At 71.7% G+C, this 24,087-nt stretch carries 25 protein-coding genes; 15 read left to right on the forward strand and 10 right to left on the reverse strand.

Going from position 1 to position 24,087, the window contains the following annotated elements:
- Window positions 1-30: 30 nt before the first annotated feature.
- Entirely contained in the window at window positions 31-354 is a 324-nt protein-coding gene (locus tag ACQVFL_RS24475; RefSeq protein WP_396690864.1) for a hypothetical protein, read from the reverse strand.
- Entirely contained in the window at window positions 354-680 is a 327-nt protein-coding gene (locus ACQVFL_RS24480) for a DUF6158 family protein (protein ID WP_396690862.1), read from the reverse strand. Before ACQVFL_RS24480 ends, ACQVFL_RS24475 begins: the two co-directional genes overlap by 1 nt.
- A gap of 125 nt (window positions 681-805) precedes the next feature.
- Here ACQVFL_RS24480 and ACQVFL_RS24485 point away from each other — a divergent pair, with 125 nt between their 5' ends.
- Both ACQVFL_RS24485 and ACQVFL_RS24490 read left to right on the forward strand, forming a co-directional pair.
- On the forward strand, window positions 806-1,279 hold the full coding sequence (locus ACQVFL_RS24485; RefSeq protein ID WP_431727690.1) for a hypothetical protein: 474 nt from the start codon (window positions 806-808) through the stop codon (window positions 1,277-1,279).
- Between the two features lie 24 nt (window positions 1,280-1,303).
- Window positions 1,304-1,642 (forward strand): DUF3817 domain-containing protein, encoded by a 339-nt coding sequence (locus tag ACQVFL_RS24490; RefSeq protein WP_396690858.1) that lies wholly within the window; start codon window positions 1,304-1,306, stop codon window positions 1,640-1,642.
- Window positions 1,643-1,678: 36 nt separating this feature from the next.
- On the opposite strand, the gene ACQVFL_RS24495 is transcribed toward ACQVFL_RS24490, so the two are convergent.
- The gene (locus ACQVFL_RS24495) at window positions 1,679-2,209 is read right to left on the reverse strand and encodes a DUF6232 family protein (RefSeq protein WP_396690856.1); all 531 of its coding nucleotides are present in this window, start codon (window positions 2,207-2,209) and stop codon (window positions 1,679-1,681) included.
- A 452-nt stretch (window positions 2,210-2,661) separates the two neighbouring features.
- Between ACQVFL_RS24495 and ACQVFL_RS24500 the strand changes: the two genes are divergently transcribed.
- Window positions 2,662-3,633: an NlpC/P60 family protein gene (locus ACQVFL_RS24500; protein ID WP_431727691.1), complete on the forward strand. Its 972-nt coding sequence runs from the start codon at window positions 2,662-2,664 to the stop codon at window positions 3,631-3,633.
- Window positions 3,634-3,717: 84 nt separating this feature from the next.
- Here ACQVFL_RS24500 and ACQVFL_RS24505 read toward each other — a convergent pair whose 3' ends face one another.
- From ACQVFL_RS24505 to ACQVFL_RS24515, 3 genes are all read right to left on the reverse strand, one after another.
- Complete coding sequence (locus ACQVFL_RS24505; protein WP_396691024.1) at window positions 3,718-4,707, reverse strand: RNA polymerase sigma factor RpoD/SigA; 990 nt, start codon at window positions 4,705-4,707, stop codon at window positions 3,718-3,720.
- Window positions 4,708-5,137: 430 nt separating this feature from the next.
- The gene (locus ACQVFL_RS24510; RefSeq protein WP_396690853.1) at window positions 5,138-6,088 is read right to left on the reverse strand and encodes an N-acetylmuramic acid 6-phosphate etherase; all 951 of its coding nucleotides are present in this window, start codon (window positions 6,086-6,088) and stop codon (window positions 5,138-5,140) included.
- Window positions 6,085-6,999: a MurR/RpiR family transcriptional regulator gene (locus ACQVFL_RS24515; protein ID WP_396690851.1), complete on the reverse strand. Its 915-nt coding sequence runs from the start codon at window positions 6,997-6,999 to the stop codon at window positions 6,085-6,087. The genes ACQVFL_RS24510 and ACQVFL_RS24515 overlap by 4 nt, the downstream gene beginning before the upstream one ends.
- Before the next feature lie 188 nt (window positions 7,000-7,187).
- On the opposite strand from ACQVFL_RS24515, the gene ACQVFL_RS24520 reads away from it, so the two are divergent.
- On the forward strand, window positions 7,188-7,883 hold the full coding sequence (locus tag ACQVFL_RS24520) for an SDR family NAD(P)-dependent oxidoreductase (RefSeq protein ID WP_431727692.1): 696 nt from the start codon (window positions 7,188-7,190) through the stop codon (window positions 7,881-7,883).
- On the opposite strand, the gene ACQVFL_RS24525 is transcribed toward ACQVFL_RS24520, so the two are convergent.
- Window positions 7,868-8,665 (reverse strand): dTMP kinase, encoded by a 798-nt coding sequence (locus ACQVFL_RS24525; protein ID WP_431727693.1) that lies wholly within the window; start codon window positions 8,663-8,665, stop codon window positions 7,868-7,870. The genes ACQVFL_RS24520 and ACQVFL_RS24525 overlap by 16 nt on opposite strands.
- Before the next feature lie 137 nt (window positions 8,666-8,802).
- Between ACQVFL_RS24525 and ACQVFL_RS24530 the strand changes: the two genes are divergently transcribed.
- The 10 genes from ACQVFL_RS24530 (at window position 8,803) to ACQVFL_RS24575 (ending at window position 18,064) form a co-directional block, all read left to right on the forward strand.
- A complete protein-coding gene (locus tag ACQVFL_RS24530; RefSeq protein ID WP_396691022.1) occupies window positions 8,803-9,414 on the forward strand; it encodes a nucleotidyltransferase in 612 nt (203 codons plus the stop codon).
- Window positions 9,411-9,686, forward strand: a complete 276-nt coding sequence (locus ACQVFL_RS24535) for a hypothetical protein (RefSeq protein ID WP_396690846.1) — start codon at window positions 9,411-9,413, stop codon at window positions 9,684-9,686. The genes ACQVFL_RS24530 and ACQVFL_RS24535 overlap by 4 nt, the downstream gene beginning before the upstream one ends.
- Before the next feature lie 10 nt (window positions 9,687-9,696).
- Window positions 9,697-10,473, forward strand: coding sequence for a metallophosphoesterase family protein (locus ACQVFL_RS24540; RefSeq protein ID WP_396690844.1), 777 nt, complete (start codon window positions 9,697-9,699; stop codon window positions 10,471-10,473).
- Window positions 10,464-10,607, forward strand: coding sequence for a GPGG-motif small membrane protein (locus tag ACQVFL_RS24545; RefSeq protein ID WP_162854360.1), 144 nt, complete (start codon window positions 10,464-10,466; stop codon window positions 10,605-10,607). The genes ACQVFL_RS24540 and ACQVFL_RS24545 overlap by 10 nt, the downstream gene beginning before the upstream one ends.
- A gap of 390 nt (window positions 10,608-10,997) precedes the next feature.
- Window positions 10,998-11,492 (forward strand): TspO/MBR family protein, encoded by a 495-nt coding sequence (locus tag ACQVFL_RS24550; protein ID WP_431727694.1) that lies wholly within the window; start codon window positions 10,998-11,000, stop codon window positions 11,490-11,492.
- 327 nt (window positions 11,493-11,819) lie between these two features.
- Entirely contained in the window at window positions 11,820-13,175 is a 1,356-nt protein-coding gene (locus tag ACQVFL_RS24555; protein WP_396690839.1) for an ABC transporter substrate-binding protein, read from the forward strand.
- A gap of 69 nt (window positions 13,176-13,244) precedes the next feature.
- Window positions 13,245-14,297, forward strand: coding sequence for a carbohydrate ABC transporter permease (locus ACQVFL_RS24560; RefSeq protein WP_396690838.1), 1,053 nt, complete (start codon window positions 13,245-13,247; stop codon window positions 14,295-14,297).
- 1 nt (window position 14,298) lies between these two features.
- Window positions 14,299-15,264 carry a carbohydrate ABC transporter permease gene (locus tag ACQVFL_RS24565; protein WP_396690836.1) on the forward strand — a complete coding sequence of 322 codons (966 nt, stop codon included), beginning with the start codon at window positions 14,299-14,301 and terminating at the stop codon, window positions 15,262-15,264.
- A 63-nt stretch (window positions 15,265-15,327) separates the two neighbouring features.
- Window positions 15,328-16,362 carry a LacI family DNA-binding transcriptional regulator gene (locus ACQVFL_RS24570; protein WP_431727695.1) on the forward strand — a complete coding sequence of 345 codons (1,035 nt, stop codon included), beginning with the start codon at window positions 15,328-15,330 and terminating at the stop codon, window positions 16,360-16,362.
- Window positions 16,363-16,420: 58 nt separating this feature from the next.
- Window positions 16,421-18,064: a glycoside hydrolase family 13 protein gene (locus ACQVFL_RS24575; protein WP_431729886.1), complete on the forward strand. Its 1,644-nt coding sequence runs from the start codon at window positions 16,421-16,423 to the stop codon at window positions 18,062-18,064.
- Between the two features lie 230 nt (window positions 18,065-18,294).
- Here the strand turns inward: ACQVFL_RS24575 and ACQVFL_RS24580 are convergent, their stop codons facing one another.
- The 3 genes from ACQVFL_RS24580 to xylA form a co-directional block, all read right to left on the reverse strand.
- Window positions 18,295-19,719 carry an MFS transporter gene (locus tag ACQVFL_RS24580; protein ID WP_396690832.1) on the reverse strand — a complete coding sequence of 475 codons (1,425 nt, stop codon included), beginning with the start codon at window positions 19,717-19,719 and terminating at the stop codon, window positions 18,295-18,297.
- Between the two features lie 377 nt (window positions 19,720-20,096).
- The gene (xylB, locus tag ACQVFL_RS24585; protein WP_431727696.1) at window positions 20,097-21,509 is read right to left on the reverse strand and encodes a xylulokinase; all 1,413 of its coding nucleotides are present in this window, start codon (window positions 21,507-21,509) and stop codon (window positions 20,097-20,099) included.
- Window positions 21,510-21,519: 10 nt separating this feature from the next.
- Window positions 21,520-22,707, reverse strand: coding sequence for a xylose isomerase (gene xylA, locus ACQVFL_RS24590; protein WP_396690828.1), 1,188 nt, complete (start codon window positions 22,705-22,707; stop codon window positions 21,520-21,522).
- Window positions 22,708-22,756: 49 nt separating this feature from the next.
- Between xylA and ACQVFL_RS24595 the strand changes: the two genes are divergently transcribed.
- Complete coding sequence (locus ACQVFL_RS24595; RefSeq protein WP_396690826.1) at window positions 22,757-24,016, forward strand: ROK family protein; 1,260 nt, start codon at window positions 22,757-22,759, stop codon at window positions 24,014-24,016.
- Window positions 24,017-24,087 lie beyond the last annotated feature (71 nt).

Raw genomic sequence — 24,087 nt, forward strand, 5'->3', positions numbered from 1 at the left:
GACGGCTCGGTCGTTCGGTGTCCGGCCGGGTCAGCCGGCCTGGAGGTTGTCGTCCACCTCGCGGGCCAGCTTGGTCAGGGCCTCGTCGGCGAGCCGGTCGGTCTCGGCACCGCCGCCGGAGATGTCCAGACGGACCCGGGCACCACCGGCGTCGACCGGCTCCACCCGCAGCTCGGCCCACCAGTCGGTGCCGTGACCGTCCCAGCGGGCCCGCATCCGGTCCCCGTCGCCCTGGTCGGACGAGTCGCCGGCGAGCAGGGGTTCGGGCAGCCAGGCGGCGACCCGGTCCGGATCGGTCGCGGTGTTGAAGACCACCTCGGGGGGTGCGGAGACCCCGCGTTCCGCGTACGCCATCACGCGTCCCGCAGTCGGCTGGGGTCGACCTCCCGCCCGGGGTGCCGGGCGAGGTACTCGGTCTCCAGTTCGGCGGTACGCCGCAGATGGTTGGCCAACGCCGAGTCGGTGGCGTGCCGCAACGTGTCCAGGCGGGTGCGGTGCAGGCTCTGCACCTCGCGGATCAGGTCGTCCTCGCTCAGCTCGGCCGGGTCGACGCCGGGCAGGTCCCCGTCGAGCGGGGCGGTGGTCGCCCGGTCGTCGTCGCCCCATTCGGGGATCCGCTGCTCGGGGCTCACCTCGGTGCCTCCGGTGGGAAACCCGTCCGATCGTCCTGATGCGGTCATCTCGCGCCCCCTCGTCCGTGCTGGGCTGGCGTCTGTACGGTTGCCCACGTCGGATGCGACCAAACCAGGGCCGCCACTACGACACCGCGTCGGAGAGCGCGGTCGGTCCCGGTACCCTCGTTGCCATGAAGCGGCTCTGGACCCCGGCGTGGATCGCCCGCCACGTGGCCATGGTCGTGCTGGTGACCACCTTCCTCGGCCTCGGCTGGTGGCAGGTCAGCCGGGCCGCCGCCGGCAACGCCATCAGTTGGGGCTACGCCGTGGAGTGGCCGATCTTCGCGGGCTTCGTGGTCTTCGTGTGGTGGCGCGAGGTGCGCCACACGCTGCGGGAGCAGGACACTGCCGTCGAGCAGGCCGGCGACGCCACGGCCGCACCGGACACCTCGGCCGACGCGGCGTGCGGCGCCGACGCGCCCGGCGCCGTCGGCGCCGGGCCGGAGCCGGATCGGCCGCGACCCGGGATCCGCCGACCGGTACGGGTGGCCCGCGCCACCGCCGTCGGCGAGGTCTCCGACGACGCCGACCTCGCCGCCTACAACCGCTACCTGTCATGGTTGAACGCCAATCCGGGCGCCAAGCCCGGTGACTACCCCGGCTGAGCCGGGCCGGAAGGACTGACGGACGTGCGCGCTGCCCTCACCCGCTACCGCGTGATCGCCTGGATCGTCGGCGTGGTGCTGATCCTGCTCGTCGTGATCGGCATGCCGCTCAAGTACGGCTTCGACAACCCGATCCTGGTGGAGACCGTCGGCCAGGCGCACGGCTTCCTCTACATGCTCTACCTGGTCGCCGCGTTCGACCTGTCCCGGCGGGTCAACTGGCCGCTGAAGCGGATGGTCCTGGTGATGCTGGCCGGCACCGTGCCCTTCGTCTCCTTCTGGGCCGAACGCAAGGTGAGCGCGTTGTACCTGGCCGAGCAGCAGGAGCGGGAGCAGCAGACGCCGGAGCCGGTGGCCGGCTAGCCGCGCGGCAGGGCCCTCAACGGCGTGGCATGGCCCTCAACGGCGTGGCCGCCACGGGTCGGCGCTCGCCAGCGGGTCCTCCCACCCGCCGTAACCGTGCATCTCCCGGGCCCGGCGCAACGCCCGGCTCACCTGGCCGAACTGCTGCTCGTCGTCGCTGCTGAACAGCAGTTCCTCGGACTCACCACGCCGCCCCCACAGCTCGTACGGCGGCGGGCGCCAGCGGTCCCCGGCCACCGCGAGCAGCACCGGCACCAGGAACACCGCCCCCAACAGCAGGTACGCCTCGGCGGTGAGCCGGTGCAGCCCGCCGGTGAAGCCGAGCATCAGACCGATGCCGCCGATCACCACGGTGGAGACCAGCACGGCCCGGGCCGCCACGGGATCCTGGTCCCCCCGGGTGGTGTGCAGATGGGTCAGCTCGGCGACCCGCCAACTGCTGCGCCCGACGGTGAACCGGTCGGCGGTGACGACGATCCCGGGTCGGGCGTAGAGCAGACGCGGGTTCGGGCCGGGGTCACCGGGCGCGGAACGTGGCGGTCGTGTCGTCGTACCGTCCGGATTCACGGCCCCTCCTCCCCCACCACCGGGCGTCGCCGGACCGGTCCACCGATCCACGACGCCGGCTGACGGGAATCCCGGCTGTGCGCCCATTGTCGACCGGGCACGCCCGCCGCACCGGCCTGTTTCCGGTGGTCACGCCGCTGTACCGGGCGACCGTCGCCGGAAAGAGCCGTCCAAGTCCGTCTTATCGGTTATAGCGCCGACGGAACCGACGTCATATGCCGAGAGCGACCAGTACGGCATCTGCCCAGATAAGCCTACATACGCCCTCAGGGCGAATCAGATTCGCCACACGCTCCTCACATGTCCCGACAATCCCTGCCGGTAACTCTGTTCCCGTACTACCTTGGGCAGGTCGGCCCGGTCGACCGCCGTCCACCCGGACGGCACCGGTCCGGTGCCGTCGCGGAGCGTCAGCAGGCCCGCGCCGGCCCTGGGAGAGGAGCATCGAGCTCTTGTCGTCCCTGACGAACACGCTGCGCGCCCTGGCCGTGGCCGCCTGCTCGCTGGCGCTGGTCGCGCCCGCCACGGTGGCCCGGGCCGAACCGTCGACCGCCGAGTTGACCCGGCGGATCGACAAGTCCTCCGCCGAGTTGCAGGACGTGGTGGAGTCACACAACGAGCTGCGCGAGAAGATCAAGGACAACCGGACCGCCGTCGAACGGCTACAGGAGCGGATCGGTCCGTTGGAGCAGCAGGCCGCACAGAGCCGGGCGGACGTCGGCCGACTGGCCGTGACCGCGTACAAGACCGGCAACCTCGGCGCCGCCGAGGCCCTGCTGCGCACCGACGACTCGACGTCCATGCTCGACCGGCTCGGCACGCTGGACCACCTGACCCGGCAACGGCAGGCGACGGTCGCCAGCTACACCGCCGACCAGCAGCGGCTGCTCGACGAGAAGACCCGGCTGGACGTCACGCTCAGCCGGCAGGCCGCCCAGTCCCGGGAGTTGGCCGCCGCGAAACGGCGGATCGAGCGGGATCTGGCCAAGCTGTACGAGATGCGCCGGCAGGCGTACGGCCGGGCGACCGAACGCCCGACCAACAACTCCGGCAGCGCCAACGACGCGCCGTCGGTGTCAGGGCAGGCCGGTGTCGCCGTCCGGTTCGCGTACGGGGCGCTCGGCAAGCCGTACGCCTGGGGGCAGGACGGGCCGAACGGCTACGACTGCTCCGGACTGACCTCGGCCGCCTGGCGGGCGGCGGGCAAGTCGCTGCCGCACAACACGAAGATGCAGTGGGGCACGGTGGCGAAGATCAGCCGTGCCGACCTACGCCCCGGTGACCTGGTCTTCTATCGCAGTCTCGGGCACGTCGCGATCTACGTGGGCAGTGGTCAGGTGATCCACGCCCCCACCTTCGGTCGCAACGTGGAGAAGCGCTCCGTCGACCTGATGCCCCCGTACGGCTACGGACGGGTGCGCTGAGTCGTCGACCCGGCGTACCCACAGACGGTGAACGGCCGGCGTCCCCCTATCGGACGCCGGCCGTTCACCGTCATTCTTACCAGCTCAGGCGGCCTGTAGGCCCTCCGCGCGAGCCAGCTCGCGCAGCCGCCCGAGCGCCTGGATCTCCAACTGCCGGATCCGCTCACGGGACAGCGAGAACCGCGAGGCCACCTCGGTGAGCGAGTGCTCCCGACCGTCCTCCAGCCCGTAGCGGGCCCGCATGATCCCGGCCGAGCGGTCGTCGAGGTGGTTGAGCAGCCCCTCGATCCGCTGCCGCTCCAGCCCGGTGAGCACGATCTCCTCCGGCGACGGTGCGTCGCTGTCGGCGACCAGGTCACCCAGGTTGGTGTCGCCGTCGTCGCCGACCGGCGTGTCCAACGACACGGTGTCCTGCGACCAGCGGACCAGCTCGTTGACCCGTTCGACGGTCACGCCGAGTGCCTTGGCGATCTGCTCCGGCTCCGGGTCGCTGCCCAGCTCACGGGTGAGCTGCCGAGCCACGTTGCGCATCCGGTTGACGTCCTCCACCAGGTGCACCGGCAGTCGCACGGTGCGCTCCTGCTGGGCGATCGCCCGGCTGATCGCCTGACGGATCCACCACGTCGCGTAGGTGGAGAACTTGTAGCCGCGTTCGTAGTCGAACTTCTCGACCGCCCGGACCAGACCGGTGTTGCCCTCCTGGATCAGGTCGAGCATCGGCATCCCGGAGCGGACGTAACGGCGGGCGATCGACACGACGAGCCGGAGGTTGGCCCGGATGAACAGGTCCTTGGCCCGCTCGCCCTCGGCGACCAGCCGGGCCAGGTCGTCCCGGGTGGCACCGTCGGGAATCCGATCCTCACCGAGCAGGTGCTCGGCATAGAGGCCGGCCTCGATCGCCTTGGAGAGATCGACCTCCTTGGCGGCGTCCAGCAGTGGCGTCCGGGAGATCTCGTGCAGGTAGACTCCGACCAGGTCGCGCTCCTCGGCGACCTCGTCGGTGCGCATTCCGATGTTCTTGTCCACGTTGCCCACGGTCCCCTCGCTCGCGCCGGTTGCCCGGTTCCTTGCCATCCCCACACCCATCGGCCCTCCCCGCACTTCCGCTGTGCCCACCGGAGCCGGCATCTACACAACAGATGAGACGTGTCAGGGATTCCATGTCGTGGGTCGAAAGTGTCACGAATGCCTGATAATCCGCTGAGAGCACGGTCCACGTTTGCTGTCAGCACCCTGCCTGACTGGGGTCGGCAGGCACCTCGTGAGGTGGACGGATAGACGGATCGCCGTCCGTACCGGTCCATGGCAACACTGCCTGGCCGACCGACACAGCGACCCGGGTCACCGCCGTGCTGCGATCCTGGTCACTGGCTGATACGCGTACGCGGACCAGTCGGTTCATCCACGCCGGTGGTATTACCCGACGCCCAGATGAACAATCCGTGCCCCGGTTCTATGCCCGGCCCGTGCCGGGGCCCGGGACGGGCATAGAACCGGGGCGGAATCAGGACGCGAGGAGCGCGAGCGCGCCGCGCACCTGGTCGGCGGAACGGGCCAGAGCCGCCCGCGCGGTGGTCACCTCCACCCCCGAAACGAGGCTGACCAGGGCGGTCTTCAGATCGCCGTCCGCCTCGTCGAGTGCCTGACGGGCCCGGTCCTCGGCACAACCGGTCGACTCGACCAGGATCGAGAGCATTCGTCCCCGGAGCTTCGCGTTGGTCGCCACCATGTCGATCATCAGGTTCGAGTAGACCCGGCCCAGGCGCACCATGACCGCGGTGGAGAAGCTGTTCAGCACGATCTTCTGGGCCGTGCCCGCCTTCATCCGGGTCGACCCGGCGACCACCTCCGGCCCGGTGTCCAGGCCGATGAAGACGTCCACCGACCGGGCGGCCGGGGCGTCCGGGTTCGCGCAGAGCAGCACCGTCGAGGCGCCTGCGGACCGGGACGCGGCGAGCGCCCCGAGGACGTACGGGGTACGACCGCTGGCGGTGAGTCCGACCACCACGTCACCGCGACGTACGCAGTCGCTCGCCTCGGCCACACCTCGGGTGTCGTCGTCCTCGGCGTCCTCCACCGCCCGCCACACGGCGTCCGGGCCGCCGGCCAGGTGGGCGCAGAACCAGTCGCGGGGCGAGTTGAAGGTGGGGGCCAGCTCGGCGGCGTCCAGCACGCCCAGCCGACCCGAGGTGCCGGCCCCGAAGTAGTGCACCCGGCGTCCGCCGCGCAGCGCCTCCACGGCGAGGTCGACGCTCTCGGCGATCCGGTCGAGGACGGCGGCCACCGCGGTCGACACCCGCCGGTCGGCCTCGTTGATCACGGAGAGGACGTCCCGGGTGGACATCAGGTCCAGGTCGACGCTGAGCGGGTTGCGTCGTTCGGTCGGCGCGCCGACCCGGACCGTCGGACGGACGGTGGCCGGTGCCGCGTCGGGCTCCACCGCACCGGCGGTCATGTGCGCCTCCGGGTGGACCCGACCCGGTGGGAGCGGACCGCCTCGGCGGTCGCCTCCAGCGCCTTGCGCGCCCGGGGGCGGTTGCGCGCGGCCACCCCGACGAAGAGGCAGTCGACCACGGTGAGCTGGGCGAGCCGACTGGCGGTGGCACCGGAACGGTAGGTCGTCTCGCGGGCCGCGGTGGTCAGGACGTGGTCGGCGACCTCGGTGACCGGTGAGCGGGGGAAGTTGGTCAGCACCACCGTGGTGGCGCCCCGGGCCCGTGCCTGCTCCAGCACCTCCACCACGTCCGACGTGGTGCCGGTGTGCGAGATGCCGACCGCGACGTCACCCCGGCCGAGCAGGGCCGCCGAGGTGAGCGCGGTGTGCACGTCCGGGAAGTAGAAGGCGGTGCGGCCGATGCGGTGCAGCTTCTGCTGGAAGTCCGAGGCCACGAAGCCGCTCGCCCCGGCACCGTAGATGTCGATCCGGCCGGCGCCGACGATGGCGTCCACCACCCGCTCGCAGACCGCCGGATCGAGCTGCTCGGCGGTCTCCTCCACGGCCCGCGCGTCGTTGAACGCGATGGTCGCGATGATCTGGGCGAAGTCGGCTCCGGGTGGGATGTCACCGCCGACCACCCGCGCGTCCGGCGGCTCGATCCGCCGGGCCGCCTCGGCGGCGAGCCGGATCCGCAGTTGCGGGTAGCCGTCCATGCCGACCGACCGGCAGAACCGGATGACGGTGGCCTCCGATGTCTCGGCGGCGGTGGCGAGGTCGGTGATGGTCCGCCGGGCCGCGTCGGCGGGGTCGGCGACCACCAGACGGGCGACCCGCTGCTCGGCCGGTGACAGCGACGGGAGCAGGCCGCTGATGTGGACGATCAGTCCACCCGGCTCGTGACTTGCGGAAATCTTCGAACTCTTCCCCACGTATGAAACTTACTTTCACAAGTCGTGAGCGTCAACCACGACGCGCCCATCCGAGGGACGACACGTGCCGGGCGTACGCCCACAGCCTCCCACCCGTCCGAGGGGGCCGCCTCCCCCGGCGGGCCGGGTCCGTCCGGTCGGGTGGGGCCGGCCGGGGGCCGACCGGACGGCGGCACTAGCGTGGGGTCATGACGCGACGCAGTGTGCTGGTCACCGGGGGCACGGGCGGGCTGGGCGGGGCGGTGACCACCGTGTTCGTCGAGGCGGGCTGGCGGGTGGTCGCGCCGCAACGCCGGGCGCCGTCGCCCGAGGCCGGGCCCGACGGCGACGCGCCGGTACGCCCGGTCGCGGACCTGACCGACCCGCAGGACGTCGCCCGCGTCGTCGAGGTGGCCGCCGGTGACCCCGAGGCGCCGCTGCGCGCCCTGGTCAACCTGGTCGGCGGGTACGCCAGCGGCGGCCTGGTGCACGAGACGCCGATCGAGGAGTTCGAGCGGATGCTCACCCTCAACCTCCGACCGACCCACCTGGTCACCCGGGCGGCCCTGCCGCACCTGGTCGCGGCCGGCGGCGGCGCGGTGGTGTGCGTGGCGGCCCGGGCAGCTCTCGCGCCGTTCCCGGGAGTCTCCGGCTACGTGACCGCCAAGGCCGCCGTGCTCGGTTTCGCCTCGGCCGTCGCGGCGGAGTACAGGGCGGCGGGCGTGCGCTGCAACACCGTGCTGCCCAGCGTCATCGACACGCCCACCAACCGGACCGCGATGCCGGACGCCGACCACTCCCGCTGGGTGGAGCCGACCGAGATCGCCTCCGTGGTCCGCTTCCTGGCCTCCGACGAGTCCGCCCCGACCAGCGGCGCCGCCGTACCGGTCTACGGCCGGGCCTGAATCCTCGGCGGTCGGATCGACCACGGCCGGACCTGCACCGGGGCCGACCCGGCCGCCCACGGCAGGGCCTGGATCGGCACCAGCGCGGTCACCGGTCCGGGCAGCCACGGCCGGTACCGCTGCGGACCCGGCTCGTCCGGCTCGTCGTCGGCCGGAAGCCACGCGGCGAGATGGTCGCGGATGTCCCGGGCCACCTGGTCCGCCGGTCGGTCCCCGTCGACCGGCACGAAGCTCGGTGACTCCGGCAACGTGCGGTACGCCAGGTCCGCGGCGGTCAGGTAGGGCAGACTCTCCTCGTCGGTGCCACGCCGCTCGATCCGCCGGTACGCCTCGTTCGGCGGCACCGTCAGCAGGAACGTCACCTGCGGCTGCGGGAAGACCCGGTACGCGGCCCGGACCAGCCGTTCCCAACGCCGACCCCCGTGCGCCCGGAGGCTGGCGTACTGGCAGGCGGCGTAGCGGTCCATCACCGCCACCCGGCCGGTGCACAGGCTGCCGAGCAGGGCCATCGCGATGGCGAGCCAGCGCAGCACGGATTCCAGCAGGAGCATCGCGTCGCGCCCGAGCAATCCCTGGGCGTCCGCCCGACCGAGTCGGTTCGCGGCCCGCCCCAGCCAGCGGCGCCCACCGGCATTGCGGTGGTAGGTGGCCGGGTGACCGGCGGCGGTGAGCGCCTCGGCGAGCCGGTGCGCCTGAGTGGTCTTGCCCGAGCCGTCCACGCCGATCAGGGCCACGGTGCGCAGTCGGGCCGTGCCGCACCGGGTACCCGTCGATCTGGCCACTCTCGACAGGATATCCGACCCTCGCACGGCGACCGGAAGGTTCGTCCCGGTATGCGACTGATCGCGCCCTTGCGCGGGCGATGCAGGTGTGGGCGACCGGATTGCCGGGTACCGATCCGGCATCCCACCGGTAGCGACTGAACGAGTTCGACGGGAGAGGCGACATGGCCGAGCGCGACGACGAGACTCTCCTGCACACACTGAAGAAGGTCGCCGCCGTGCTCAAGCAGTCGGACATCCCGTTCGCGCTCGGCGGCAGCTTCGCCGTGTACGCGCACGGCGGACACTCCAGCGAGCACGACGTCGACTTCCTGATCCGTGAGCCCGACGTCGACGCCGCCCTGGAGGCACTCGTGGCGGCCGGGTTCACCGCCGAGCGGCCCCCGGAGGACTGGCTGGTCAAGGTCTTCGACGGCGGACGGATGGTGGACCTGATCCACCGCCCGATCGAGACGCCGGTGACCGAGGAGACCTTCGGCGACACGGTCGTACGGCCGGTCGACGCCATCCACATGCCGGTGCTGTCGGCCACCCAGTTGATGGTGCACAAGCTGCTCAGCTTCTCGCAGCACTACTGCGACTTCGCGCGAGGGTTGCCGCTGGCCCGGTCGTTGCGGGAGCAGATCGACTGGGAACGGGTACGTAAGGAGACGCAGCACTCGCCGTACGCGGAGGCGTTCCTGGTGCTGCTGGACAGGCTGGACGTCGTGCCCGACGCCGGCACGGCCGACGGGAGGGGAACACCGTGACCACGTACCGCGACCCCGGTGCCGGGCCGCCGGACGAGTACGTCGAGGCGGAGATCCACCGGCTGCTCGCCGAGGATCCGGCCGTCGCCGAGCAGGGCATCTCCGTGGTCCGTACGGAGCGCGGTCTGGTGCTCATGGGTGAGGTGGAGAGCGCCCACCGACGGGACGAGATCCTGCGCCGGGTGGCCGAGCGTTTCCCCGAGGAACCGGTCACCAGCGACATCGGGGTGATTCGCGCGCAGGCGCCCACAGAGATCGAGCAACTGCCCTGAGGGAGGCGCGATGGCTATCCGGATCGCCGCGGTGGGCGACGTACATGTGGACGAGGACGTGGTCGGCCGTTTCCGGCCGGCCCTGGAGGAACTGCCGGACAAGGCCGACGCGCTGCTGCTCGCCGGTGACCTGACCCGGCACGGCACCGAGGCGGAGGCCCGGTGCGTGGCGCGGGAGTTCGGCGGACTGGGCGTACCGGTGATCGCCGTGCTCGGCAACCACGACCATCAGTGCGACCAGGTGCCGCAGGTGGTCGGCGTGTTGCAGGAGGCGGGGATCACCGTGCTGGAGGGCGACGGCGTGGTGCTCGATTGTCCCGGCGGTCGGCTCGGCGTCGCCGGGGTGAAGGGCTTCGGTGGCGGGTTCGCCGGGCGGTGTGCCAGTGACTTCGGCGAGCCGGAGATGAAGGCGTTCGTCCGCACCACGACCGAGAGCGCGGATCGACTGGCCGCCGCGCTGCGCGCGCTGGACTGCGACACGCTGGTGGCGCTGACCCACTACTCGCCGGTGCCGGACACCCTGGCCGGGGAGCCGCTGGAGATCTACCCGTTCCTGGGCTGCTACCAGCTCGGGCAGGCGGTCGACTCGGCGCCCACCGCGCTGGCCCTGCACGGGCACGCGCACCACGGCTCCGAGCGCGGGACCACGCCCGGCGGGGTACGCGTACGCAACGTCGCGCACCCGGTGATCAAGCAGGCGTACAGCGTCTTCCATCTCGGTGACGACCTTGATCAGCCGCAGGTTTCCGGCGTAGGAGTGGGGGGTATTCAGCAAACATGGAGCTGATTCTCTGGATTCTCGCAGTCGTACTGGTCGTCTCCGGCATCCTCGCGCTGTTCCGCCGGCAGATTCTCTGGGGCATCGTCCTCATCGTCGTCGGGCTTCTGGTCGGCCCGGGTGGTGTGAGCATCTTCAGTTGACGTGGCGGCGCAACGCGTCGCCTGTCCCGGACCCGCCGGGGTCGTCGTGACCGGAACTCCGTCCTCCCGACAGGAGCCACCGGCCACGGCGACCCCGGCGTACTTGTGTCCCGGCGCCTGAGTGCCCCGGCGCTTGAGTGCCCCGGCGCTTGGGTGGCCCGGCCGCGTCGCTCGCCGCTCGGCTGCCAGGCCCCTTCCGATCCGGGGTTGCATAGCGCGCCGCTCGGCCGGTAGCCCCTTCCGGTCCCGGCCGTGTCGCGCGCCTCCCCGCTGGCAGGCTCCTTCCGATCCGGGTTGCGTCGCGCGCCTCCCCGCCGGCAGGTCTCGCCAGCCCACGGGGAGGCCCGCCCCGGCAAGTTTGCCGGCCCGACCCGTGGAGAAGCTGTGCGCATGCGGACGAGTGCGAGCGACACCCCGCGAGGCGGTGCCCGGCAGTGGTGGGCGTTGGCCGGCTTCGCAGCGGCGGTGACGGCGGCGGCCGTCATCGGCAACCTCGCCGCCGTCGGCGCGGCGGACGAGTACCGCAGCATCGAGCAGCCCGCCTGGGCACCACCGTCCTGGCTGTTCGGCCCGGTCTGGACGGTGCTCTATGTGACCGTCACGCTGGCCGGCTGGCTGGTCTGGCGTCGGGTGGGCTTCGGCCCGGCCGTGCTCGCCTGGGCGGTGCAGCTCGTGCTCAACGCCGCCTGGACCCCGCTGTTCTTCGGCGCCGGGCAGTACGGCCTGGCCTTCGCCGAGATCGTGTTGTTGTGGCTGGCGATCGGCGTCACCGTCCTGCTGTTCCGACGGGTCAGCACCGCCGCAGCCGCCCTGCTGCTGCCCTACTGGGCCTGGGTGACCTTCGCCGCAGCGCTGAACTACTCGATCTGGCGACTGAACGGCTGACCCCGTCCGGGCTCCGGTTCCAGATCGAGCCGGTACCGCGCGCGACACCCGCGTTGATCCGCGCGCCGACACCCGCGTTGATCAAGAAGTTCTGGTCTCCGAAGGGCAGTTCTGAGGGCGCAAACCCCTTGGTCAACTCTGAGCAGACCGGGCCCGGTGGGGGTGCGCCCAGGCAGGGACGACAGGTTTCGGGATTGTTACTCGGTCGTGTCCCGCCCAGGGCTGGACCGCGCGAGATGCAAGCGCTTACATGTGAAAACGCCCATCGGACCGGCGCCAGGTCACCGGATGCGATCCCGGCCGGCGCCGGCTAGGAAGGAGGACGGCATGGCAGTCTTTGCCAGGCCACGCCAGGCCCTCGTGATCGCCGGCGCGCTCGGGCTGGCGCTCGGCGCCACCGCCTGCGGTACCGGTAGCAGCAGCAGTAGCGGCAACAACACCAACGCCGATTCCGCCGAGTGCGCCCCGTACGAGAAGTACCAGGGCCACGACGGCAAGAAGGTGACGATCTACTCGTCGATCCGGGACATCGAGGCCGACCGGCTGGACGAGTCGTGGAAGCAGTTCGAAGAGTGCACCGGCATCGACATCAACCACGAGGGCAGTGGTGAGTTCGAGGCGCAGTTGCCCGTACGCGTCGACGGCGGCAACGCCCCCGACCTGGCGTTCATCCCCCAGCCCGGTCTGATCCAGCGGTTCGCCGAGCGCGACCAGATCAAGGCCGCCAGCGCCGAGACCAAGGCGATGGCCGAGGAGAACTACCCGGCCGACTGGCTGACCTACAGCACGGTCAACGGCACCTTCTACGGCGCGCCGCTCGGCTCGAACGTGAAGTCCTTCGTCTGGTACTCGCCAAAGATGTTCCAGGAGAAGGGCTGGGCCGTCCCGAACACCTGGGACGAGATGATCAAGCTCAGTGACACGATCGCGGACAGCGGCACCAAGCCGTGGTGCGCCGGGATCGAGTCCGGTGAGGCCACCGGCTGGCCGGCCACCGACTGGATCGAAGACCTGATGCTGCGTACGCAGACGCCTGAGGTCTACGACCAGTGGACCAAGCACGAGATCCCCTTCAACGACCCCCGGGTCGCCGAGGCGCTCGACCGCGCCGGCACCATCCTGAAGAACGAGAAGTACGTCAACGGCGGCTTCGGCGGCGTACGCAGTATCGCCACCACCTCGTTCCAGGAGGCCGGTGTGCCGATCACGGCCGGCAAGTGCGCGCTGCACCGGCAGGCCTCGTTCTACGCCAACCAGTGGCCGCAGGGCACCCGGGTGGCCGAGGACGGCGACGTGTTCGCGTTCTACTTCCCGGCCATCGACCCGGCCAAGGGCAAGCCGGTCCTGGGCGGCGGCGAGTTCGTGACGGCGTTCAACGACCGTCCCGAGGTGCAGGCGGTGCAGACGTACCTCGCCTCCGGTGAGCACGCCAACAGCCGCGCGAAGATCGGCGACTGGGTGTCGGCGAACAACAAGCTCGACCTGGCCAACGTCGCGAACCCGATCGACAAGCTGTCCGCGGAACTCCTCCAGGACGACAGCTCGGTCTTCCGCTTCGACGGGTCCGACCTGATGCCGGCGGCCGTCGGCAACGGCACCTTCTGGAAGGGCATGGTCGAGTGGATCAACGGGCGGGACACCGCCACGGTCCTCCAGGGCATCGAGAGCAGCTGGCCGAACTGAGTCCAGTGGTGGGCCGGTCCGCGCACGCGGGCCGGCCCACCGGCTCTGTCGACACCTCCGGGAGGGTTGATGAACTTCGACTTCGCCGCCCAGGCGCCGAAACTGATGATGTTGCTGTGGGGGCTGGTCGCCTTCGCAGTGGTGGTCGGCGGCCTGCTCGTCCTGCTCGACGCGGTGCCGGCGTTCTTCGCCCGGCGTCGCGAGGCGCAACTCGTCGCCGCCGCCGCCGGCAGCGCGCCGATGCCCCGGCGGACCAAGCCCCGGGAGGGGCTGTTCGCACTCTTCTTCCTGCTGCCGACCGTCCTGCTGCTGATGATCGGCCTGGTCGTCCCGGCGATCCGCACCACGCTCCTGTCCTTCATGGACGGCGGCAGCCAGAACTGGGTCGGGCTGGACAACTACCGCTGGATGTTCGCCGAGGACGCGATCGTCCGGGTACTGATCAACACGCTGGTCTGGGTGACCCTGGTTCCGCTGGTCGCCACCTCGATGGGCCTGCTCTACGCCGTGCTGGTCGACAAGGCCCGGATGGAGTCGCTGGCGAAGTCGCTGATCTTCATGCCGATGGCGATCTCGTTCGTGGGTGCCGCCATCATCTGGCGGTTCGTCTACGCCTACCGGGGTGAGGACCAGGAACAGATCGGTCTGCTCAACCAGATCGTGGTCAGCCTCGGTGGCGAGCCCCGACAGTGGCTGCTCGACTCGCCACTGAACACACTGCTCCTCATCGTGATCATGGTCTGGATCCAGGCCGGATTCGCCATGGTGGTGCTCTCCGCGGCGATCAAGTCCATCCCGGCCGACATCGTGGAGGCGGCCCGCCTCGACGGGGTCACCCCCTGGCAGATGTTCCGGCAGATCACCGTGCCCAGCATCCGGCCGGCCCTGATCGTCGTCGTGGTCACCATCTCGATCGCCACGCTGAAGGTCTTCGACATCGTCCGCACCACGACCAACGGCAACTACGACACCAGCGTGATCGCCAACGAGATGTACAACCAGGCGTTCCGGTACGGCCAGAACGGTCAGGGGTCCGCCCTGGCGGTCTTCCTCTTCGTCCTGGTGCTACCGATCGTGATCTTCCAGATCCGGAACCTGCGTCAGCAGCGACGGGAGGGCTGAGATGACCACCACCACTCCCCCGGTCGCCACCGGCGCCCAGGACACCAGTGGCACGTCGACGCGCGCGTCCCGGGTACGCAAGCGGCTGAACAGCCGTACCGCGACGGTCGTCGCGATCGTCATCGCGGTCGTCTGGACCATCCCGACGTTCGGCCTGTTCGTCTCCTCGTTCCGGCCGGAGCCGCAGCTCAAGACCACCGGCTGGTGGACGTTCTTCCGGGACCCGCAGTTCACCCTGCAGAACTACCAGGACGTGCTGTTCGGACAGGCGTCCGGCTCGGGACAGCTCGCCAACTACTTCGTCAACTCGCTGGTCATCACCCTGCCGTCGGTGCTGTTCCCGCTCGCGTTCGCCGCCCTGGCCGCGTACGCGCTGGCGTGGATCAACTTCCGCGGCCGGGACTGGGTCTACATCGGCATCTTCGCGCTCCAGATCGTGCCGTTGCAGATGGCGCTGGTGCCGCTGCTGAGCTTCTTCTCGCGGGGAGTCAGCATCGGCGGCGTCACCCTGATGCCCGCCTGGAACCTCGACGGCGCGCAGAACTTCGCCCAGGTGTGGTTCGCGCACACCTGCTTCGCGTTGCCGTTCGCCGTGTTCCTGCTGCACAACTTCATCTCGCAGCTACCGAAGGACCTGATGGAGGCGGCCCGGGTCGACGGGGCGACCCACCCCAGGATCTTCCGCACCATCGTGCTGCCGCTGGTCGCCCCCGCGCTGGCCGCGTTCGGCATCTTCCAGTTCCTCTGGGTCTGGAACGACCTGCTGGTCGCGCTCATCTTCGCCGGTGGCAGCGACGTCACCGCACCGCTCACCGTGCGGCTGGCCGAACTGGCCGGCACCCGGGGCAACGAGTGGCAACGGCTGACCGCCGGGGCGTTCGTCTCGATCGTCGTACCGCTGATCGTGTTCCTCTCGTTGCAGCGCTACTTCGTTCGAGGGCTGCTCGCCGGCAGCGTCAAGGGCTGATACCCGGGTGGTGCCGCCGTCGACGTCGACGGCGGCACCACCCGGGACACGAGCGGGGTAAGCGTGACCAGGATCGACGACGTCGCCCGGTTGGCCGGAGTCTCCACGGCCACCGTCTCCCGGGCACTACGCGGACTGCCGACCGTGTCGGCCGCCACCCGCCACCGGGTGCTGGCCGCCGCCGAGCAGTTGCAGTACGCCGTGTCGCCGAGCGCCTCCCGGCTGGCCGGCGGCCGTACCGGCACCGTCGCGGTCGTCGTCCCCCGGATCACCCGGTGGTTCTTCGGCGTCGTCGTCGAAGCGGTCGAGGACTTCCTGCACCAGGCCGGCTACGACCTGCTGCTGCACAACCTCGGCGGCCGGGAGCAGAACCGCCAGCGGCTGCTGCACCCCGCCAACCTGCACAAGCGGGTGGACGCCGTGATGCTGGTCGCCACCCCGCTGCGGGCACCCGAGCTGACCACACTGGCCGCGCTCGATCTGCCCGGCGTGACCGTCAGCTCCGGCACCGACGTGCCAGGCTGGCCCTGCGTACGCATCGACGACGTGGCCGCCGCGCGGACCGCCACCCGGCACCTGCTGGATCTCGGTCACCGGCGCATCGCCCACATCTCCGGTGACCCCGACGACGAACTCGCCTTCACCGCGCACCTGGACCGACGCCGGGGCTACCAGGAGGCGCTACGCAGCGCCGGGTTGTGCCCCGACCCGAGCCTCGACGTGGAGTCCCGGTTCGACATCGCCGGCGGCACCCGGGCCACCGAGGAACTGCTGCGCCGGGGTGACCCGCCCACGGCGATCTTCGCCGCCTGCGACGAGATGGCGATGGGGGCGCTGACCGCGCTGCGCGACGCCGGTCTGCGGGTACCCCAGGACGTCAGCGTGATCGGAATCGACGACCATGCGCTCGCCGGGGTGCTCGGGCTGAGCACCATCGCCCAACCCGCCGCCGAGCAGGGCCGACTGGCCGCGAAAATGCTGCTCGACCCGCTCACCGGACCGCTGCGGCAGCCCGGACCGGACCGGACGGCGTCGCCGGTGATCCTCGACACTCGGCTGGTCGTGCGTGAATCGACCGCGCGAGCGCGGGCAAACTGAACCGATCACCATCGTCGTCCGGCGACCCGCCGGGCCGGCTCGACCACGGGAGTCCGTCCTGAACGACAACGCGACGCAGCAGACGATCACCGGCTGGTGGACCGAGGCGGTGATCTACCAGATCTACCCGCGCTCGTTCGCCGACGCCAACGGCGACGGCATCGGTGACCTGCCCGGCATCACCGCCCGCCTGGACCACCTCACCGAGCTGGGGGTGGACGCGGTCTGGCTCTCCCCGTTCTATCCGTCGCCGCAGGCCGACGCCGGCTACGACGTGGCCGACTACCGGGACGTGGAGCCGCTGTTCGGCACGCTCGCCGACGCCGACGAGCTGATCGCGCAGGCCCGCGCCCGGGGGCTGCGGGTGATCGTCGACCTGGTGCCCAACCACACCTCGTCGGCCCACCGGTGGTTCCAGGCCGCCCTGGCCGCCGCCCCGGGCAGCCCCGAACGGCAGCGGTACGTCTTCCGCGACGGCCGGGGACCGGACGGCACCGAGCCGCCCAACGACTGGCAGAGCGTCTTCGGCGGACCGGCCTGGACCCGGGTGCCCGACGGGCAGTGGTACCTGCACCTGTTCGACACCGCCCAGCCCGACCTGAACTGGGACGACCCCGAGGTACGCGCCGAGTTCCTGGACGTGCTGCGGTTCTGGCTGGACCGGGGCGTCGACGGCTTCCGGGTCGACGTGGCGCACGGGCTGGTCAAGCAGGCCGACCTGGCCGACTGGCGGGAGCCGCAGGAGATCCTCTCCGGGCGGGAGGCCGACAAGCCCCGCCCGCCGATGTGGGACCAGGACGGCGTACACGAGATCTACCGGGACTGGCGGCGGCTGCTGGACGGCTACCCCGGGGAACGCGTCCTGGTCGCCGAGGCGTGGGTGGAGCCGGCCGAGCGGCTGGCCGCGTACGTCCGCCCCGACGAGATGCACCAGGCGTTCAACTTCGAGTACCTGGTCGCCTCCTGGACCGCCCCCGCCCAGTACGCGGTGATCACCCGGTCGCTGGAGGCCACCGACGCGGTCGGCGCGCCCACCACCTGGGTGCTCTCCAACCACGACGTGGTCCGGCACGCCTCCCGACTCGGGCTGCCGGTCGGCACCGCCCGGCCCAACGGCATCGGCGTCGGCGACGAGCAGCCGGACGCGGCGCTCGGGCTGCGCCGGGCCCGGGCCGCCACCCTGCTGATGCTCGCCCTGCCCGGTTCGGCCTACCTCTATCAGGGCGAGGAGTTGGGGCTGCCCGAGCACACCAGCCTGCCCGACGAGGCGCGACAGGACCCGACCTGGGAGCGCAGCGGGCACACCCAACGGGGCCGCGACGGCTGCCGGGTGCCGATCCCGTGGGAGGCCGACGCGCCGTCGTACGGGTTCGGGCCCACCGACGCGAGCTGGCTGCCGCAGCCTCCGGTCTGGGCCGAGTACGCCCGGGACCGCCAGCGCGACGTGCCCGGCTCCACGTACGAGATGTACCGCACGGCGCTGCGGCTGCGGCGTACGCACGGGCTGGGTCGGGGCACCCTGGAGTGGCTCTCCTCCGGCGACGACGTACTGACCTTCCGCAACGGCGACCTGGTGGTGTCGACCAACTTCGGTCCGCAGGCCGTACCGGTGCCCGGCGGCGAGGTGCTGCACAGCAGCGCCCCGCTGAACGACGACGGTTCCCTCCCCACCGACGTCACCGTCTGGCTCCGCAGCGCCTGACGCTGTTGTTGCTGTTGTTTGTCGTGCAAGGAAGGGCACCTGCTTAACGCCTCAGGTAGAGGAAGGGCCCCTTGTTAACACGGTCAGCCGCGCCGACTGCGCGGCACGCCGAACGCCGTCGTTCCGGGGTGCTCGGGTACGGCTCGCCCGTTGTTAGCAGGGGGCCCTTGCTATGCACGAGGCGTTAACAAGGTGCCCTTCCTTGCATCTGGGCTTCGGCGCGTGTGCGCTCACAGCTTCTCGGCGCGGCGGTGCAGCAGGTCGCGGACGTCGGCGATGTCCTTGGGAGACGTCCGGGCGGCCAGCCAGTACATGATCCCGGTGGGGATGAAGAAGAGCTGGAACGCGGCCAGCCCGACGGCGTAGTTCAACGGCGGCGGGAAGGCCGCCCGCAGGGCGTGGAAGACCACCCCGACCAGCCCGTTGCCGGCCGCCCGACCCACCCCGTTGACCAGGTTGCCGAGGCTGTAGACGGTGCCCCGGTGCTCGGGCGGGTTGGCGTCGGCGATCAACGCGAACCAGTTCGGTGAGTTCGCCGAGGTCAACGCCAATGCCACCAGCGCGGTGAGCAGGCTCAGCCCGACCGTCGGCTCGGTGAACACGCTGCCCACCACGGCCGCCACCACCGCACCGGTACCGGCCCCGTCCGGCACGTCGATGCGGATCGGCACGAAGAACAGCACCAGGTAGAGCGGGACCGCGGCGAGGATGCCGACCGCGGCGACCAAGGCCCGGCCGGAGGGCGTACGCCGTTGCAGCGCGTCGCCGATCAGGCCGCCGACGATGGAGAACACGCCGCCGAGTTGGAACAGGGTGGCGAAGACGCTGCCCACCACGATCGCCGTCGCCGGTGAATACCCCTGTTCCCGGGCCCGCTCGGTGAAGAGCACCGGCAGCCAGACCAGCGAGCCGAACGCGGCCTGGGCGGTGAGTCCCTGTAGGACGAGCCAGCGATTGGTCCGTCGGCCCAGGATGACCGGCAGGTCGGCGCGGCTGATCCGATGGTCGTACTCGGCACCGGCGGCGAGCGCGGCGGCCAACTGCGGTTCGCTCTGCCCGCGCTGGATGTCGTACGTGAACAGGTACGCCGCGGTGGCGGCCAGGCCGACGACGGTGAGCAGCAGGAACGGCCGGCGCCAGTCGGCCGCGCCGAGCAGCCCGCCGACCAGCGTGCCGGCCAGCGTGCCGATGCCCTGGGACAGTCCCCAGAAGCTCATCACCAGGCCCCGACGGCGGGGCGAGATCAGGTCGGTGACGACCGAGAAACCGACCGACCCGACGGCGCCGAGGCCGATCGCCGCCAGCAACTGCGCGGCCAGGAACGTCGGGTAGTCGCCGGCCAGACCGCTGCCGCCGGTGCCGGCCGCCCAGATCAACGTGCCGATCATGAGGAGCGGCTTGCGGTTGGTGCGGTCCCCGAAATACGCCCAGCCGACCGCCGCCACGGCGCTGACCAGGAAACTGATCGCGGTGACCAGGCCGAGCAGGCGCTGCGGCACCTCGAAGGAGTCGGCGATCGCGCCGTACAGCGGTGGCACCAGACCGATCGCCACGTTGTCCAGCGAGGCGAGCAGCACGAAGACCACCACGCTGTAGATCCGGTGCGCGGCGCCCCCGCCCCACACCCGCGCCGATCGGCCCGTGCGCAAGGTCATGTCGGCAGCCAACCAGGACCGGATAACGGCCCGGTCACCGGGTCCACCCATCCCGTCACCAGGACGGCGGACCGACCCCAACCCCGCGCCACCGTGATCACGCTCGATCCTGGATCGAGTGGCGTCTCAACGCCGGGATGACCACTCGACCCTGGATCGAGCACGATCTTGAGAGGCACGGTCTGCTGGTGTGCGGTGGAGGGCCCGGACGCCAGCACAACCCCGCGCGCCCAGATCACCCACGAAACGACCCGGCACGGCGCGAAACGACCCGGCAGGGCAACGAAACGGCGTGACCGGGCGTGACGGGGACCAGCAGGGGCCGGATGTGGTCCGGGCCGGGGTGCGACACCGCCCCGGCCCGGACCGTCAGCGCCTCACGCCGGGCGGTCCAGGTGACGCTCCCGGGCCTCGGCGTAGCGCTCCCGGATGGCCGGTACCGGTTCGGCGGCGTACTCCTCGGTGCCGGACGGTGACCAGGACGGCGGCTCGGCACCGCCGAGGGCCAGCCAGGCGGCCTGGCGGGCGGCCCCGTCGGCGACGTACTCGCCGGGTGGCGGGACCACCACCGGGCTGCCGAAGACCTGGGCGGCGATCCGGCGGACGGCGGCGGAGCGGGCCCCGCCTCCGACCAGGATGACTCGCCGGACGGTCGCCCCCTGGGCGGCCAGCGCGTCCAGCCCGTCGGCGAGCGCGCAGAGCATGCCCTCCACCGCCGCCCGGGCCAGGTGGGCCGGGGTCGAGGTGCCCAGGGTCAGCCCGTGCACCGCCCCGGTGGCCAGCGGCCGGTTCGGCGTCCGCTCGCCCTCCAGGTACGGCACCAGGACCAGCCCGTCCGCGCCGGGCGGCGCGGCCAGCGCCAGCTCGGCCAGCTCGTCCAACCCGACCCGCAGCATTCCGGCGGCGGCGTCCAGTACCCGGGCCGCGTTGAGTGTGCAGACCAACGGTAGGAACCGGCCGCTGGCGTCGGCGAAGCCGGCGACGATCCCGGTCGGGTCGGCGGCCGGCGCGTCGGCGACGCTGAACACGGTGCCGGAGGTGCCGATCGAGACGACCACGTCGCCGGGACCGGCGCCCACGCCGAACCCGGCGGCGGCGTTGTCCCCGGCACCGGGTCCGAGCAGCGCCCCGCCGGGCAGGGTGCCCGCCGACTCTGCGGCGCCCAGCACGGTCGGTACCCGTACCGTCCGGCCGAGCGCCCGTTCCAGCAGGTCGGGGCGGTACTCGCCGGTGGCCGGGGACCAGTAGCCGGTGCCGCTGGCGTCACTGCGGTCGGTCCGCAGCGCCGCCAGGTCGGACGAGCCGGACAGACGCCAGGTCAACCAGTCGTGCGGCAGGCAGACGGCGGCCACCCGGTCGGCGTTGGCCGGCTCGTGCCGGGCCAGCCAGCGCAGTTTGGTGACGGTGAAGCTGGCCACCGGCACGCTGCCCACCGCGTCGGCCCAGAACTGCCGTCCCGTCCTGCCGGCACCGGCCTCCTCGACGAGGTCGGTGGCGGCCTGTGCGGAGCGGGTGTCGTTCCACAGCAGCGCCGGCCGCACCACCTCGCCGGAGTCGTCCAGGCAGACCATCCCGTGCTGCTGCCCGGCGACGGAGACGGCGGCGACGTCGTCCAGCCCACCGGCGGCGTCGATCGCCGTTCGGAGGGCCGACCACCAGGCCGAGGGGTCGACCTCGGTGCCGTCCGGGTGCGGCGCCCGGCCCTGGCGGACCAGGTCACCGGTCTCCGCGTCCCGGACGACCACCTTGCAGGACTGGGTGGAGGAGTCCACCCCCGCGACGAGCGGCATGCCGTCCGCCTCAGCGCGCGCCGAGCACGTGCTCGACGGCGAGCTGGTTGAGCCGGATGAATCCGAAGCCCTTGGCACCGGCCGCGTCGACGTCGTAGCCCTCGAACGCGCTGGTGTCGGCGAGCAGCTCGGCGTAGCCCTCACCCTCGCCCAGGGTGGGTACGCCCAGCTCGCCGACCTTGCTGGCGGCCAGCGCCTCGACCACCTCGGGGTCGGCCCGGAACGCCGCGGCCCGCTCCTTGAGCAGCAGGTAGGTCCGCATGTTCGCGGCGGCGGAGACCCACACGCCGTCCATGTCCTCGGTGCGGGAGGGCTTGTAGTCGAAGTGGCGGGGTCCGTCGTACCCGGGGCCGCCGCCCGGTGCGCCGTGCTCCAACAGGTCCACCAGGGCGAACGCGTTGAGCAGGTCACCGTGGCCGAAGACCAGGTCCTGGTCGTACTTGATGCCGCGCTGGCCGTTGAGGTCGATGTGGAACAGCTTGCCCTGCCAGAGCGCCTGGGCGATGCCGTGCACGAAGTTCAGCCCGGCCATCTGCTCGTGGCCGACCTCCGGGTTCACGCCGACCCGGTCGGGGTGGGCGAGCGTGGAGATGAAGGCCAGGGCGTGCCCGACGGTGGGCAGCAGGATGTCGCCGCGCGGCTCGTTGGGCTTGGGCTCCAGCGCGAACCGCAGGTCGTAGCCGCGGTCGACGACGTACTGGCAGAGCAGGTCGACCGCCTCGCGGTAGCGCGCCAGCGCGGCCTGCACGTCCTTGGCCACGTCGTACTCGCCGCCCTCACGGCCGCCCCACATGACGAAGGTCTGGGCGCCCAACTCGGCGGCGAGGTCGATGTTGCGCAGCACCTTGCGCAGCGCGTACCGCCGCACGTCGCGGTCGTTGCTGGTGAAGCCGCCGTCCTTGAAGACGGGCTGCTGGAAGAGGTCGGTGGTGACCATCGGCACCACCAGGCCGGTCTCGTCGAGCGCCTTGCGGAACCGGGCGATCTGGCCGTCGCGGGTGGCCGCGTCCGCACCGAACGGCACGAGGTCGTCGTCGTGGAAGGTGACGCCGTACGCGCCCAGTTCGGCGAGCCGGTGCACCGACTCCACCGGGTCCAGCGCGGGTCGGGTGGCGTGGCCGAACGGGTCTCGGCCCTGCCAGCCGACCGTCCAGAGGCCGAAGGAGAACTTGTCGGCGGGGGTGGGACGGGATGCCATTACAGACCTCCGGTGGTGTCGTCCGCTATTTGTTCAGTGGTTGAATTAAATGGCCGCAGTGTGGCAGTGTCAAGGGGTGACCCGACTCGCAGCCCCGGCCGGTGGCGTACGCCAGGGCAGCCTGCGTGAGCTGAACCTCGCCCTCGTGCTCGGCCGGATCGCCGCGGCCGAGCGCCCGCCCTCCCGGGCCTCGCTGGCGGCCGAGACCGGCCTCACCCGGGCCACCGTCTCGGCCGTGGTGGAGGACCTCGTCGCCGGTCGACTCGTCACCGAGGCCGAGCCGACCCCGCGTGCCGGTGCCGGGCGACCCGCCCGTGGCCTGGTGCTCGCCGGTGACGGCCCGGCCGGGCTCGGGCTGGAGATCAACGTCGACTACCTGGCCGCCTGCGTGGTCGACCTCTCCGGCGCGGTCCGGCACCACACCGTGCACCGGGCCGACCTGCGCCCGGTCTCTCCCGCCGACGCGCTGGCCCGGCTGGTCCGGCTCGCCGACCGGGCCCGCGCCGATGCCGACGACCAGGGCCTCACCCTGGCCGGCGCGGCCCTCGGCGTACCCGGGCTGGTCGACGACACCGGCCGGGTCCGCCTCGCGCCGAACCTGAGCTGGCGGGACGTACCGGTGCCGGAGCTGCTGGCCGCGCACCCGCCACTCACCGAGACCGTCGAGGGCGTACCCGCGCTGGTGGTGGACAACGAGGCGAACCTCGCCGCGCTCAGCGAGCTGCACGCCGGTGCCGGACCGGGCAGCTTCCTGCACCTCTCCGGCGAGGTCGGCATCGGTGCCGGGATCGTGCTCGACGGCGCGTTGTTCCGGGGAGTCCGGGGCTGGAGCGGCGAGATCGGGCACATCCCGGTACGGCCGGACGGGCCGCCCTGCCGGTGCGGCGGCCGGGGCTGCCTGGAGCGTTACGCCGGACAGGAGGCGATCCTCGCCGCCGCCGGTCTGGCCGGGGCCGACCTGCCGGCCGACACCGCGCCGATGCGGCTGGCGCAGCTCGCCGAGGCCGGCGAGCCCGCTGCCCGGCACGCCCTGCACGAGGCGGGTACGGCCATCGGGATCACCGTGTCGAGCGTGATCAACCTGCTGGACCTGGACACCGTGGTGCTCGGCGGCGGTTACGCCCCGCTCGCCCCCTGGATCCGCCCGCCGGTGCTCGCCGAGATCGAACGCCGGGTGCTCACCGCCGCCTGGTCCCCGGTGACCGTACGTCCGGCGACCCTCGGCGCCACCGCCGCCGCGGTGGGCGCGGCGGGCTCGGTGGTGCGCCGGATCATCGCCCGCCCGGCCGGTTGGCTGGCCCGGCTCTAGCCCACCGGCGTTCCTGCCCAGGCACCCCTCGGGGCCCCTCGGTACCCTTGTCCGCAGGCAACAAACCCCGT

The sequence above is a fragment of the Verrucosispora sp. TAA-831 genome (assembly GCF_050780145.1).
Classification (GTDB): domain Bacteria; phylum Actinomycetota; class Actinomycetes; order Mycobacteriales; family Micromonosporaceae; genus Micromonospora.